11 protein-coding genes are annotated in these 15,524 nt (G+C 30.5%); 8 read left to right on the top strand and 3 right to left on the bottom strand.

Features of this window, described 5'->3' with window-relative positions; genetic code table 11:
- Window positions 1-254: 254 nt before the first annotated feature.
- The 5 genes from porU to LX78_RS10765 all read left to right on the top strand — a co-directional run bounded on the left by porU (window position 255) and on the right by LX78_RS10765 (window position 8,798).
- The gene (porU, locus tag LX78_RS10785) at window positions 255-4,133 is read left to right on the top strand and encodes a type IX secretion system sortase PorU (protein ID WP_109682675.1); all 3,879 of its coding nucleotides are present in this window, start codon (window positions 255-257) and stop codon (window positions 4,131-4,133) included.
- Window positions 4,134-4,166: 33 nt separating this feature from the next.
- Entirely contained in the window at window positions 4,167-5,414 is a 1,248-nt protein-coding gene (porV, locus tag LX78_RS10780) for a type IX secretion system outer membrane channel protein PorV (protein WP_109682674.1), read from the top strand.
- 95 nt (window positions 5,415-5,509) lie between these two features.
- On the top strand, window positions 5,510-5,992 hold the full coding sequence (gene cdd, locus LX78_RS10775) for a cytidine deaminase (protein WP_109682673.1): 483 nt from the start codon (window positions 5,510-5,512) through the stop codon (window positions 5,990-5,992).
- 169 nt (window positions 5,993-6,161) lie between these two features.
- Window positions 6,162-7,160, top strand: coding sequence for a pyruvate dehydrogenase (acetyl-transferring) E1 component subunit alpha (gene pdhA, locus LX78_RS10770; RefSeq protein WP_109682672.1), 999 nt, complete (start codon window positions 6,162-6,164; stop codon window positions 7,158-7,160).
- 3 nt (window positions 7,161-7,163) lie between these two features.
- Window positions 7,164-8,798: a pyruvate dehydrogenase complex dihydrolipoamide acetyltransferase gene (locus LX78_RS10765; protein WP_109682671.1), complete on the top strand. Its 1,635-nt coding sequence runs from the start codon at window positions 7,164-7,166 to the stop codon at window positions 8,796-8,798.
- A gap of 70 nt (window positions 8,799-8,868) precedes the next feature.
- Here LX78_RS10765 and LX78_RS10760 read toward each other — a convergent pair whose 3' ends face one another.
- On the bottom strand, window positions 8,869-9,642 hold the full coding sequence (locus tag LX78_RS10760; protein WP_109682670.1) for a helix-turn-helix domain-containing protein: 774 nt from the start codon (window positions 9,640-9,642) through the stop codon (window positions 8,869-8,871).
- Window positions 9,643-9,790: 148 nt separating this feature from the next.
- Here LX78_RS10760 and LX78_RS10755 point away from each other — a divergent pair, with 148 nt between their 5' ends.
- The gene (locus LX78_RS10755; protein ID WP_245881517.1) at window positions 9,791-10,822 is read left to right on the top strand and encodes a M28 family peptidase; all 1,032 of its coding nucleotides are present in this window, start codon (window positions 9,791-9,793) and stop codon (window positions 10,820-10,822) included.
- A complete protein-coding gene (locus tag LX78_RS10750; protein ID WP_109682669.1) occupies window positions 10,812-11,498 on the top strand; it encodes an SDR family NAD(P)-dependent oxidoreductase in 687 nt (228 codons plus the stop codon). Before LX78_RS10755 ends, LX78_RS10750 begins: the two co-directional genes overlap by 11 nt.
- A gap of 11 nt (window positions 11,499-11,509) precedes the next feature.
- On the opposite strand, the gene LX78_RS10745 is transcribed toward LX78_RS10750, so the two are convergent.
- Window positions 11,510-12,016, bottom strand: coding sequence for a DUF3124 domain-containing protein (locus LX78_RS10745; protein WP_109682668.1), 507 nt, complete (start codon window positions 12,014-12,016; stop codon window positions 11,510-11,512).
- A gap of 112 nt (window positions 12,017-12,128) precedes the next feature.
- On the opposite strand from LX78_RS10745, the gene ctlX reads away from it, so the two are divergent.
- Window positions 12,129-13,061 (top strand): citrulline utilization hydrolase CtlX, encoded by a 933-nt coding sequence (gene ctlX, locus LX78_RS10740; RefSeq protein WP_109682667.1) that lies wholly within the window; start codon window positions 12,129-12,131, stop codon window positions 13,059-13,061.
- Here ctlX and LX78_RS10735 read toward each other — a convergent pair whose 3' ends face one another.
- The gene (locus LX78_RS10735; protein WP_109682666.1) at window positions 13,062-15,125 is read right to left on the bottom strand and encodes an ATP-binding protein; all 2,064 of its coding nucleotides are present in this window, start codon (window positions 15,123-15,125) and stop codon (window positions 13,062-13,064) included.
- Window positions 15,126-15,524: the final 399 nt, after the last annotated feature.

Raw genomic sequence — 15,524 nt, 5'->3', positions numbered from 1 at the left:
AAGCTTATCATGTTTTTGGTGACGCAATATAAGAAATATAGCGAATATTACAAGTTAAAAAGCAAAAATTGATTAAAAAAATACGCATTTCATCCTATTTATTATACGTTACAACGATGATTTTTGCGTTTTTAACTTCTATTTTGTGTTTAAATAACGCACATTTTTATAAATTATTATTGTAATTTTGAAACGTTTATTTAAAATTGTTTACTCTTTAATAATATCAAGCAATTATTCACGTTATTTATTCAATGAAAAAGAAATTATTATCCCTATTACTTTTTGTCACATTTTTAACCTATTCCCAACAAAAGCAATTTGAAATTAGATGGGAAGGAAATAAAGTGTTATCTACAGAAAGTTTTAAGTTAATACTACCTTCATTTAATGAAGAGAATTTTAATTATAATTTAAACGAAGGTCTACAATTTGTATCTCAGTGGCCTATTTCACAGGCTGTGGATGAAAACTCAGTTTTAGTATCTAATGTTCAGTATACAACTATTTCTAAAGCTGATTTAAAGGATTTAAATATTGAAACAATTCCAAGTGAATTGACTTATAGTTTAAAAACTTCAATAGCAAGGAATACATATTATGCTTATTTTGTTTTATCACCTATAGTTAAATCAAGTCAAGGTTTGTATAAGAAAGTTACATCATTTTCTATTTCTTATACAAATGGAAGATTACAAACTAATAATACTTATAATAATCGAGTAATTACAAATTCTGTTTTGAGTAGTGGTCAATGGTATAAATTTCAAATAGATAAAACTGGAGTTTTTAAAATTACAAAAGATTTTCTGGCAGATTTAGGAATCAATATAGATAACATAGATCCAAGAACTATAAAATTATATGGAAATGGCGGAAGAATGATTCCTTATGCTAATTCTGAGCCTTACCCTATAGATGTGCAAGAAAATGCTATTAAGATTATTGGTGAAACCGATGGTGTTTTTAATGATACTGATTACATACTTTTTTATGGACAAGGACCAAAAGGATATAACCAAGGAAGTAATACTAATTTAAACTGTTATACAGATAAAACTTATTACTATATTAATATAAGTTCTGGTCATGGGAAAAGAATACAACCTTTTGTTCAACCTTCTGGACCTATTGACATAACCATTGATACCTTTCAAGATTATAAATTTCATGAAAAGGACGAATATAACTTAGTAAGTGTTGGAAGAAGATGGTTTGGTGATAAATTCGATATTGAAGACACTAAAACCTTCGATTTTTCTTTTCCAGATTTAGTTACTACAGAACCAATAAATTTCAAAGTTTTTCTTGGTTCTACTTCTGAAATAGCAACTAGCATGCAGATTGCAATTAATGGAAATAATATAGTTTCTTTATCATTGCCAGCAATTACAGATTCTAATCTTGCTCAAGAGAATAGTTTTGATGACAATATTCTTGTTAATTCTTCAAATTTATCAGTTAGTTTAACACATAATGATGGAGGGATTCCTTCAGCTTTAGCTTATATAGATTATATATCAATTGAGGCTACAAGAATGTTAAATTTTTCTGGTAATCAATATACATTTAGAAATAATGCTGTTTCACAAATGTCTGGGATTGGTCAATATAATCTAACAAATACGTCTCAAGTATCTGAAATATGGAATGTAACAGATATTTATAATGTCACCAATCTTGTAAACTCAGATAATAGTTCTAACATCAGTTTTGCATCTTCATTAGGGTCATTAAAATACTATGCCATTGTTACACCTTTAAATTATTATGAACCAACTATTGGTGCTTATAAAACAGTTAATAATCAGGATTTAAAAGGGACTATTTTTCAAGATTCACAAGGGCAATTTAAAGATATAGATTATTTAATTATTACTCCAAATAGTTACATGAATCAAGCTGAAAGGTTGGCTCAAATTAATAGAAATGTTAATCAATTAAATGTGAAGGTTGTTCCATTGTATAAAATATATTCAGAGTTTAGTACAGGGAATCAAGATATTGGGGCCATTAGAAATTTTGTAAAATATATTTATGATAATGCTAGTACACCAGATAAAAGAATTAAGTATGTATGTTTATTTGGTGATGGATCATTCGATTATAAAGATAGAATTCCAAATAACACGAATATTGTTCCTTCTTGGCATGCTTACAATAGTTTTAATTTAACCAGTTCGTTTGTTTCAGACGATTTTTATGGCATGATGGATTTTAATGAAGGATCCATGGATATTTCAGATAAATTAGATTTAGCAGTTGGTAGAATTTTAGCAGATTCTTACCAAAGAGCTAAAGACATGGTAGATAAAGTTGAAAGATATTATATTGAATCTTCTTTTGGTAGTTGGAGAAATAATTTTGTTGTTATATCAGACGATGTAGATGAATCTTGGGAGAAAATACTTCAGGTAACCACAGATTCTATTGGGAATGTGGTGACTGCCAAAAAACCATTTATAAATGTTACTAAAATACATTCAGATGCCTTTCAACAGGAGTCTTCAGCTGGAGGAGATAGATACCCAACAGTAAATACTGCCATAAAAAATGCTTTAGAAACAGGAGCGCTAGTTGTTAATTATTTTGGACATGGAGGTGAAGATGGTTTAGCCCACGAGCGAATTTTCGAAAAACCAGATGCACAGGAATTAAATAATGTTTGTAAACTTAATTGTTTTGTAACTGTAACTTGTGAGTTTACCAAATTCGATAATCCAATTCGTCCAACAGCTGGAGAATATACGTATTGGAATAAAGAGGGTGGAGCTATTGGTTTAATAACAACTACTAGGCAAATTTATGTAAATGTAGGAGTTACTTTTAATACGATTTTGGAGGAATATCTATTCTCATATAGTGAAAATGATAATATTCCTGATAACGAATACCCAAGCATGGCTGAAGCATTGCGACTTACAAAAAATAATCCAGCAATTTCAAATGGAGGTCAAAGAAGACTGGTGTTTTTTATAGGAGATCCTGCTATGAAATTAGCCTTCCCTAAGCCTAATATTGTTTTAACAAAAATAAATGATACTCCAATTACAGGAACAACTGATGTGCTTCAAGCATTAGGACGCGTTAAGTTGTCTGGAGAAGTACTTGATGCATCAGGAAATGTTATGAGTGATTTTAACGGTATACTTTCGTCAACTATTTATGATAAAAAAATTGATAGACAAACCCTAGGAAATGACGGAACCAGAGATAGTGGGCAGGTAATTATCATGGATTTTGAAACTCTTGGAGCTATTATTTTTAGAGGGCAATCATCTATAACTAATGGCCAATTCGATATAGAATTTGTAGTTCCCCGAGATATTGGTATTCCAGTTGGGTTTGGTAAGGTTAGTTTTTACGCAAAAAAACAAAATCAACTTATTGACCACACTGGAGCAAGTGTAGGTCAAGTTCAAATAGGTGGATTGAATGAAAATGCAGAAGAGGATAATATTGGCCCTGTAATTAATGCATATATGAATGATGAAAGTTTTGTTTCTGGAGGTATAACAAATAGCTCACCAAGTCTTATATTAAAACTGCAAGATGATAATGGTATTAATACAGCTAGTGGCATTGGTCATGATATTGTTGGAATTCTTGATGGAGATGAAGCCAATCCTTATGTGTTAAATGATTATTATCAAACAGAACTAGACGATTACCAAAGAGGAGTTGTTACTTATCCCTTAAGAGATTTAGAAGCAGGAATGCACACATTAACAATAAAAGCTTGGGATGTTTATAATAATTCATCCACAACTGAAATACAATTTGTGGTGTTTGACGAGAATCAAGAGTTGGTTATCGATAATGTTTTAAATTATCCAAATCCTTTTGTTAATTACACAGAATTTTGGTTTAACCACAATAGTTCGGAACCTTTAGACGTTTTAGTTCAAATATTCACTGTTACAGGTAAAATAGTTAGAACCTTAAGTGGGCAAACAAACAGTGGTGAATGTTGTAATAATGGAGCTTCATCCTTATCTAGAGAAATTATATGGGATGGAAGAGACGATTTTGGAGACAAAATAGGTAAAGGAGTTTATATTTATAAACTTACAGTAAGATCTGCTACGTTAAATAAAACCGTCGAAAAAATAGAGAAACTTGTTATACTATAATAAAAATATATATTTGTTAAATAAATAGAATTTATGAAGAAATCAATATTAATGTTATCAGCATTATTTTTTGCAACTCAAATACAATCACAAAACATAGTTGAAGAAATCACTCCAGATCCTTACGATTCACGAGTTATAACAACAGGAGTACCTTTTTTATTAATCGCTTCAGATGCTCGTGCAGCATCCATGGGAGATATGGGAGTTGCAACATCTGTAGATGGATTTTCTCAGCAATGGAATTCTTCAAAATATGTGTTTTCAGAAACCAAACAAGGAGTTGCTATTAGTTATACACCATATTTAAGTAAATTAGTAAACGATATATTTTTAGGAAGCCTTACTTATTTTAATAGAATAAATGAAAGAAGCTCATTTGCTGCGAGTTTTAGATACTTTTCTTTAGGTGATATAGAATTTGTTGAAGATGAAAACCAAACACCATTAATACAGAGTCCTAACGAGTTTACTTTTGATGTGTCTTATGCATTAAGATTAAGCGATCAGTTCGGTATGTCTGTTGCAATGCGTTATTTAAATTCCGATTTAAAAATTCCAGATGGAAATGGAGACACATCTGCAGCAAGTACTTTTGGTGTAGATATTTCTGGATTCTATCAAAGCGAAGAACAAGCATTTAATAGCTTTAATGGAAAATATCGATTTGGATTTGCTATTCAAAATATTGGTCCAAAATTTAAGTATGATGAAGGAGGACAAGAAAACTTTCAGCCTACAAATCTACGTTTAGGGGCTGGATTCGATTTTTTACTTGACGATTATAATAGAGTTTCTTTAACAGCAGAATTCACAAAATTATTAGTACCAACTCCTCCAATTACTGGAACACAATTAGTATACGACGACGTTAATGATGATGGGGTTTACGAACCAGCTGATGGAGATATATTAATAAGTGAAGACAACAATTACATAATTGAAGGAAAAGATCCAGATGTTGGCTTTGTTAAAGGTATGTTCCAATCTTTTGGAGATGCTCCAGGAGGCTTTAGCGAAGAAATGCAAGAAGTAACTTGGGCAATTGGCGCAGAATATTCTTATCAAGACTCTTTTGCATTTAGAGCAGGATATTTTCATGAGAGTCCAGAAAAAGGTGCAAGACAATTTTTCTCAATAGGAGCTGGATTTAAATATAATGTAATTGGCCTAGACTTGTCTTACTTATTCTCAGCATCTCAAGTACCAAGCCCATTAGAAAATACTTTACGTTTCTCACTAGTTTTCAATATAGATAGAGAAGCTTATTCTGAATATTAATTTTTATGATTAATTAGATATAAAAAAACTATTGCAAACGCAATAGTTTTTTTGTCTAAAATAGTATTGCTAACTTTAAGTATATATAATAAAGAATGAAAGAAATAAAAATTGAATCAACATTAACTGTATTCGATAATATAGAAGAGTTGCCATCAGATATTTCAGAATTAATGAATCAAGCAGTTAAAGCTAGAAAAAATTCATATTCACCTTATTCAAAGTTTAGTGTAGGTGCAGCCATATTATTAGACAATAATCAAATTGTTTTAGGAAGTAATCAAGAAAATGCATCATATCCATCAGGTTTATGCGCAGAACGAACAGCAATATACTATGCTGGTTCTCAATTTCCAGACGCTAAAATATTAAAAATGGCTATTATTGCTGGTTCTAGAATTCATCAAACCATTACACCAATTCCACCTTGTGGAGCTTGTAGACAAGCTATTGCAGAATATGAAGTCAAGCAAGATTCTCCAATAGAAATATATTTTATGGGTGAAACTGGTAAAGTAGTGAAGTCTCATTCTTTAGCAAACCTACTACCATTGGTATTCGATAAATCTGTTCTTTAAGATATTTAACAGACAAATTATTAGTTTCTCAACAAAATTTACGAAATACAGTTTTTTCATTAGTAACTAAAGTAGTATTTTTGCTATTCGCTTATTCCAAATTAATATTGGAATTACGCGTTGGTTTTTAATAAGGTTAATCTTAAGCATTATCTTAATAACAATTTAGATGCAAAAAATAACAAAAGAAGTTTACCTTAAGTGGTATGAAGATATGTTGTTCTGGAGAAAGTTTGAAGACAAACTAGCTGCCGTTTACATTCAACAAAAAGTTAGAGGATTTCTTCATTTATATAATGGACAAGAAGCTATTCTTGCTGGCGCTTTACACGCTATGGACTTAACTAAAGATAAAATGATTACTGCTTATAGAAATCATGTCCAACCAATTGGAATGGGAGTTGATCCAAGACGTGTTATGGCAGAATTATATGGTAAGGCTACAGGAACATCTCAAGGTTTAGGAGGCTCTATGCATATTTTTTCTAAAGAACATCGTTTTTATGGTGGCCATGGTATAGTAGGAGGTCAAATACCATTAGGAGCTGGTATTGCATTTGGAGATAAATATCATAATATAGACGCAGTTACTTTATGTTGTTTTGGAGATGGAGCTGCAAGGCAAGGATCGCTTCATGAAACTTTTAATATGGCCATGCTTTGGAAATTGCCAGTAGTTTTTGTTTGTGAAAACAATGGTTATGCTATGGGAACTTCAGTAGCTCGTACTGCAAACCATACAGATATTTGGAAATTAGGTAAAGGTTACGAAATGCCTTGTGGACCTGTGGATGGGATGAATCCTGTTAAGGTTGCTGAAGCTTTCGATGAAGCTATTAAAAGAGCAAGACGTGGAGATGGTCCAACATTTTTAGAGTTAAAGACTTATCGTTATAGAGGTCATTCTATGAGTGATGCACAACATTATAGAACAAAAGATGAAGTAGAAGAATACAAGAAAATAGATCCTATTACTCAAGTAAAAGAGGTTATTCTTGAAAAGAAATATGCTACTGAAGCAGAGATCAAAAAAATTGATAAACGCGTTAAAGAATTAGTAAGTGAATGTGAAAAATTTGCTGAAGAGTCTCCATATCCAGATATAAACGTCATGTACGATGCTGTTTACGAGCAAAAAGATTATCCATTTATTCAACATAAAATATAAGCTATGGCAGAAATAATAAATATGCCTCGTTTAAGCGATACCATGGAAGAAGGTACTGTTGCTACTTGGTTGAAAAAAGTTGGAGATAAAGTAAGCGAAGGAGATATTTTAGCAGAAATAGAAACAGATAAAGCTACAATGGAATTTGAATCTTTTCATGAAGGAATCTTATTACATATTGGAGTACAAGAAGGAGAAACTACTAAAGTAGATGAGCTTTTAGCAATTATTGGAGAAAAAGGAGAAGATATTTCTGAGTTATTAGTCTCCAATCCAAAAGTTTCAGAGAATGCATCTAAAGTAAATATTGTTCAAAGCGATAGCGAAGAATCTAATTCAGAAGCAAAAGAAGAAGTGAGTCTTCCTGAAGGAGTTACTGTAGTTACTATGCCAAGATTAAGTGACACAATGGAAGAAGGAACCGTTGCAACTTGGTTGAAAAAAGTTGGAGACACGGTTGAGGAAGGTGAAATTCTTGCTGAAATTGAAACAGATAAAGCTACTATGGAGTTTGAGTCATTTCAATCAGGAACCTTATTGCATATTGGATTGCAAGAAGGAGAATCTGCCAAAGTAGATTCACTTTTAGCTATCATTGGTCCAAAAGGGACAGATGTTTCTGTAGTAGCAAAAAACTTTAAAGCAGAAGGTGATTCAGCTAAAAAAGAGGAAACAACTCCTAAAGCTGAAACTAAAAAAGACACAACTGTTACTTCAAGCACTTCTACTGCGCTCAGTATAAGTTCTGCTGAGAAGTCTCAAACTTCAGTCTCAACGTCAAATTCAAGTAGAATATTTGTTTCGCCATTAGCTAAAAAAATGGCCGAAGAAAAAGGAATAAACCTATCTCAAGTACAAGGAACTGGTGAAAACGGAAGAATAGTAAAACGTGACATCGAGAATTTCACTCCAGGTACATCATCTGCTTCAGTTGGTAAATTTATACCTAGTGGACAAGAAGATTTTGATGAGGTGAAACATTCGCAAATGCGTAAGGTAATAGCCAAACGTTTAGCTGAATCTAAATTTACAGCACCTCATTATTATTTAAATGTGGAGTTTGATATGGAGAATGCTATAGCATTCCGTCAACAATACAATTCGTTACCAGAAACTAAAATCTCATTCAACGATATTATTGTTAAAGCATGTGCTTTAGCATTAAAAAGGCATCCTCAAGTTAATTCTCAGTGGTTTGATGATAGAATGCAAATTAATAACCACGTTCATATTGGAGTAGCTGTTGCTGTTCCAGATGGTTTGGTTGTTCCAGTAGTAAAATTTGCCAATGAGCAGAGTTTAACTCAAATTGGAGCTTCAGTAAAAGATTATGCAGTAAGAGCTAGAAATAAAAAATTAACACCTCAAGAAATGGAAGGTAGCACCTTTACTATTTCTAATTTAGGGATGTTTGGAATTGAGAGTTTTACTTCAATAATCAATCAGCCTAATTCAGCTATTTTATCTGTTGGAGCTATTGTTGAAAAACCAGTAGTTAAAAACGGACAAATAGTTGTAGGTAATACTATGAAATTAACTATGGCTTGCGACCATAGAACAGTAGATGGAGCAACTGGTTCAGAGTTTCTATTAACTTTAAAAGAATATATAGAAAATCCTGTTACTATGTTGGTGTAATTACTATTTAGAGTGTAGTTTATAAAACATATTTATAAACCCTGTTTCATTAAGTTGAAATAGGGTTTTTTTATGCATGCTGCTGAAGATACTTTGAAGGTAAAATATGAAACGTGTCCTTAAAACATTTTGAGAAATAAGTCAGGCTGTTAAATCCAGCTTTTTCGGCAATTTCAGTAATGTTACCTTTTTTAGTATGCAACATGTTCATGGCTTGTTTCAGTCTATAATTTCTTAAAAATTCACTTGGGGATTTACCTGTTAATGTTTTAAGCTTTCTATAAAACTGTGAGGTGCTTAAGCCAAGAGATTCACTAAAACTATAAACTTTAAAACCTGCATCATTCCAAATGGTTTCCAAATAGTTCATTAGTTGCGTTAGAAACTGCTCTTCAGAAACCGTTAAAATTTTTATATCATCTCTATTAATAAAGTTGTTTCTGTTTTCTTTTTCATATGCAATTTTGACAGCTTCAGAAACCACAAATTTATCCTCCACAACCACTTCACACATTCTGGAGGCCAATAATTTGGAGTTATTAGATTTACCTTCTGCTATTCCAAGTTTTAAATCTCGAATGGATTTGTCAAATTTAGGAGTGATGTATTTAAAATTAGATCGCAATTTTAAGCCACATAGAACAGCGTTTGTTACTGTATTGAACGTCACTTCATAGGTGTTGTCGTTGTGATTTAAAATACGTCCATCAAATTTTTTTAGTAAATTAGAAATACCATTATGAAGCTTTTGAGTAAATAAATTAAACTGATTTGCCTCAAGTCTGTGTAAAAAATTACTAGTCTCAATAACCATGATATATATTGGAGATTTACTTGAAGACATTTATTAAAATTTGTTTTCTACAATTTAATCATTTTTAGTGAATTAAGCTAAATCTTATTACCCCTTAACTATCCTAATAAACAAACGTTAAGAAAGCATCTTCATACCTATCAATTTTTTTTATCTTTAAACCAAAATATATAAATACATGAAGCACTTTTTAATACTAATTTCAGTTGGATTTCTTTTAGTAGCATGTAAATCAACGACAGTTGTTATGAATAATGATGATCCAAATCAAAACATTATTCCAAATCCTTCAAAAAATGATGTTATTATGGCATCATCTTCTAATTCAAAAAAGAATAGTTTAATAACATCTTTAGAATTAAATGAAACGGTTTCTTATTTATCATCAGATGAGTTGCTAGGTAGAAATACAGGAACAGAAGGGATAGCAAAAGCAGCTATGTATATTGAGAAAAAATTTAACAAACATGGTATACAACCATATTTTGAAACCTATCTAGATTCTTTTAAGGTAGGAGACAAGAATGCATATAATGTAGTTGGCTTTCTTGAAGGACAAAATGCAAATCTAAAAGAAGAATTAATTATTATAGGAGCACATTACGACCATATAGGTTATGGAAAAGCCGTTGAGAACGATTCAATTGCCAATGGAGCTAACGATAATGCAGCTGGTACAAGTGCTGTTTTGGCTATGGCTAAATATTTTTCAGAGAATAAATCGAATGGTAGAAGTTTGATGTTTGTTTTATTTTCTGCAGAAGAAATGGGCTTATTAGGTTCAAAACATTTAGCTGGTAAATTAAAAGCTGAAGAGGTAAATTTATATACCATGTTAAATTTTGAAATGATTGGTGTTCCTTTTACAGATAGAGATTATGAAGTTTTTATTACAGGATATGATTTATCTAATATGGCATCAAAAATTAATGAATATGTAGGAAGTAATTTAGTGGGTTTTTCTGAAATTGCTAAACAATATCAACTGTTTAGAGCTTCAGATAATCATCCATTTTATGAGGCATTCAAATTACCAAGTCAAACCATTTCATCTTGCGATTTATCAAATTATAATTTTTATCATCATGTTCATGATGAAGCTGATAAATTAGATTACAATCATATGGCATCTTTAATCAATAAAATTATTCCAGCAATCGAAGTCATGAGTAATACTCCAACTAAAGAAATAGTATTGTATGAAGACTAGAAACATCATTATTACAGGGACAAGTAGAGGTATAGGGTTTGAACTTGTTAAGTTATTTGCAAGTCAAGGGCACCAAGTTTTAGCATTGTCTAGAAATTTAAATCCAATAAGTGAGCTTCAGATAAAAAATGTTTTCACTATTTCTTGTGATGTTTGTGAAATATCAGATTACAAAAAAGTCGAAGAATTTATTAATACAAACTGGAAGCAGGTAGATGTTTTAATAAATAATGCAGGAACCTTAATAAATAAACCATTTGTAGAAACAACTATGGCAGATTTTGAGCAGGTTTATAAAACAAATGTGTTTGGTGTTTCAGAAATGATAAGAACTGTTCTTCCATTTATGAAAAAAAACAGTCATGTAGTTACTATTAGTTCTATTGGAGGCATACAAGGCAGTGTTAAATTCCCGGGACTTTCGGCATACAGCTCTAGTAAAGGAGCTCTTATTATACTTACAGAATTACTAGCTGAAGAGTTTAAAGAAACAGGACCTAGTTTTAATGTACTTGCTTTAGGAGCTGTACAAACAGAAATGCTTGAAGAGGCATTTCCTGGATATGTGGCACCAACTACAGCTATAGAGATGGCAGAATATATTCTTGATTTTTCTTTAAATGGACAAAAATATTACAATGGGAAATCACTTCAAGTGTCTAATTCAACTCCTTGATAATTAAATTTTTATAATGTTACTCCTTGCGTTGTGAACGAAATACCTTGCTGGCCTGATGTAGATATCATAACTGCTTCAAATAAGGGTTCATGACCAGAATGATTTAAAGCCCAATCGAAAATAAAATTGGCACCAGAACCACCATGAGTATCTTTTTCGTCAATAATTATTTCAATGGTTTCTAAAGGGTTTAATAATACGGGATCTTTAAAGTAAGATCTAATTAAATCGCCTTTGGTATTGTAGTAAGAAGCATCTAAAAGATAAACAGGCTCATTTATACTTACATTTCTTAAACTAACTGTTACTGTTAAGTTAATGGTTCTATGTTCTGTAATACTATAGATTTCAGAATAAACAGACAAATAGCTTTTTCCCTTCGTTAAAGTATCATTCATTGGTAAGTCAACACTTCTTTTTTTCCAATTTATTGGATTTATATCTTCAGTTTGAGTGTTATTTTGACAGGAAACACATAATATTAAAGAAGCAAAAAGGAGGAAAGCATATTTCATAATTATAAGATTTTATAAATTATTGACAAGGTAGTTTAAAGTTACAATTTTTTTACTTTACATAATTACATTTCATTTTAATAAAGTAATTTTGCAATTTAAATTCAAATTCATGCAACAGACAACAAATACAATCTTGATGATTCGACCTATCAATTTTAGGATGAACGAGCAAACGGCTGTAAATAATTATTTTCAGGAAGATTTAGATCTTAAGAATGCAGAAATTAATCTAAAAGCTCAAGAAGAATTTGATGACTTTGTAGAAAAATTAAAAGCTGTTGGTGTTTTTGTTATTGTAATTAGTGATGATAAAAAATTAGATACTCCAGATTCTATTTTCCCTAACAATTGGGTGAGTTTTCATGAAAATGGTGATGTTGCATTGTATCCAATGTTCGCTGAAAACCGTAGGAAAGAGCGAAGAGAAGAAGTTTTAATACAAATTGAAAAATTTGGTTTTAAAATAGAAAATATAATAGATTATACAAGTGCAGAAAACGAAGGTTTGTTTCTTGAAGGTACAGGTAGCTTATTATTAGATCGAGTAAATGGAAAAGCCTATTGCGCTTTGTCTGCTAGAGCAGATGAAGATTTATTTATTGAGTTCTGTGAAGATTTTGAATATACACCAGTTATTTTTACTGCTTATCAAACCGTTGATGGAAAACGGAAAGCAATTTATCATACCAATGTAATGATGACATTAGCTGAAAATTTTGCAGTTATTTGCTTAGATTGTATAGACGATAAGAAAGAACGTAAAAATGTGCTGAAACATTTAAAAGAAGATGGGAAAGAGGTAATAGCAATTACTGAAGAACAAGTAAATAATTTTGCAGGAAATATGCTTCAAGTTAGAGGGAAGAACGATAAGCGATACTTAGTTATGAGTCAAGCTGCTTATAATTCGTTAACTAAAGCACAAATTAATACAATAGAAAAACATTGCGAGATCTTGTCAAGCTCTTTAGAAACCATTGAGACTTGTGGTGGTGGAAGTGCACGTTGTATGATGGCAGAAATATTTCTTCCAAAGAAATAATTAGTTCTGTGGATTAGATTTTGGTAACTCAACATAAAAAGTAGTTCCAACATTCAAATCGCTTTCAACCCAGATTTTCCCAAGGTTTAATTCAACTAATTCTTTACAAATAGTTAATCCTAAACCAGTACCTTTTTCATTTTGTGTTCCAATAGTTGTGAATGAGGTATTCTTAAACAATTTTTGTTGATTCTCTTTAGAGATTCCAACTCCAGTATCTGAGATGCTAATAATAGATTTGCCATTACTAATATGGTTAGCTATGGTAATAGTGTCTCCTTCTTTACTAAATTTAATGGCATTGGTTAATAGATTTTGAATAATAATTTCTACCATGCTTTTATCTGCATAAACAAAATCTCTTAGCGTCTTATCTCTTAAAATAATTCCTTTCTTTTCAAGCTTTTGTTCTAGTAAGTTAATTTTATCTTCAAAAACTTCTTGTAAATCAAATAGGCTAGGACTTGGTTCTAAAGACTGCATTTGTGACTTGGACCAATTCAATAAATTAAATAATAATAAGGATGCGTTATTTGCATTTTCACTCAATTCTGGAATTAAAGTTTTAAACTCCTCTTGAGTTAAAGAACCATCTTTTAATAAATCTATAAAACCTTTAATGGAAGTTAAAGAATCTTTTAAATCGTGCGAAACTATTGAGAATAGTTTATCCTTAACCTTATTTATATCTTCTAGATGTTTTGTTTGCTCTAGAATAGCTTCATTTTGAATCTCAATTCGTTTGTTTTTTTCCTCTAGTTCTCTGGTGTATTGTAATCGACTATTCCTTTTTAAATAGATAAGTATCAAAAATGTTGAAAGAATGGCAATAGCACCTAATAAAGCATAAAAAATAATTCTTAACCTATCGAATTCTTTTTGACTATTTGTAGATTCTGCTAATTGTTCAGATTTTAAAGAATTATCAATATAATCTTCAGATATTACATTATCTATTAAATTAGTTTCATCAGGTTGCTCTACATATGTTTTTTTAGACGCATTGTTTATTTGATCTTGTAATTGGTAATATTCTCGTTGCCATACAAAAGCTCTATCAAACCTTCTATTGGTGGAATCTAAGGCTTTCATTAAACCAAAATTCTTTAATTGCTCTTCTTTATCATTTGTAATCTCTGCAAGATCTTTAGCTTCTAATAATTGAATTTCAGCATACTTTAAGAAATTTCTTTGCAAATTAAGGCTGCCTAAATTATTTAATGATACTAAAATACCATGCTGATTGTCTAAACTTCTATTGAGCCTTAAACCTTCAATTAAATAATCAAGAGATTTATCAAAATCATTAAATTGTAAATATTCTCCACCTAATTTCGGTAGTATTTCACCTCTTAAAGAATCGTTATCAATAGGAATATATCTTAAGACTTTTTCGTAGTAATCAATAGCTTTTCTGTGTTCTTTTTTAATAGAGAACAATTCTGCTAAAGTTTTTAAAGCTTCAATTGAGCCATCACTATTATTAATTTGTCTTTCAATTTCTAATGTTTTAGAATAGTATTCTATAGCTTTATCAATGTTATTAATACTATAATATGCTTTTGCCAGACACTGGTAAGCCAAACGTAATTCATTCTTTAAATTCCTTTTTTCAAACTCTTTTAAAGCAAGTAGAGAATATTGAAGACCTTTACTATAATTACCTCTTTTAATTTCGTTTAAACCAATGCTATTGTTAACTTTTGCAATATTGAGTGTATCGTTTAATTGAATAAACAATTCCTTCGCTTTTAAATAATGATCTCTAGCATTTATATAATCGTCTTTATAAGCATAAATTAAAGCTTTGTAATATGTTATCTCAGCAATTCCATCTTGATAATTTAATTTATTAGATAGCTTCTCAGTTTGTGAAATATATTTTAGAGCCTTGTCAAATTCTTTTTCGTTGTAAAGAGATTTAACTAGCAATAAAGAAGTTTTAATTTTGGTTGTATCAGAATTTTGAAAAGCTAATTGTATGGTAAGACTATCTACTTCTTTGGTTTGGGAATAACCAATGAGTACAAATAAAAAAACGATTAAAGAAAATAGATTCTTCATACATTTTAATTGTAGTTAAATTAGGAGCACATGCATTCTGTTGAGATTTGCTGTGTTTATCTAAAATATTGAACTACAATACGTTAGTTAGTTTAAGAATGCCCATAGCCTGGGACAATTAATAGCATTACTTAACAAAAGTTGTAAAAAGATATATTATTAGCTAATTTCTGCGTTTTAATACCAATAAATTAGTTGAAATGTCTGTTGAAAATTTGCTATAAAAACTGGTTATCGACGAATGGTAAAAAACTAGGAAAAACGACACTTTTGTCGATGAAATGCACGTTTGTATTCTCACTTTAGAATCTCAATTTTATTATAAAACCACATTTAATAATAAGTTTTTTTGAATTGTACATATTATTGAAACACTCATAGAAATATATACAATAATTT

It is taken from the genome of Xanthomarina spongicola (genome assembly GCF_003148645.1).
GTDB classification, from domain to species: domain Bacteria; phylum Bacteroidota; class Bacteroidia; order Flavobacteriales; family Flavobacteriaceae; genus Xanthomarina; species Xanthomarina spongicola.
This window is presented reverse-complemented; position numbering and strand designations above follow the sequence as displayed.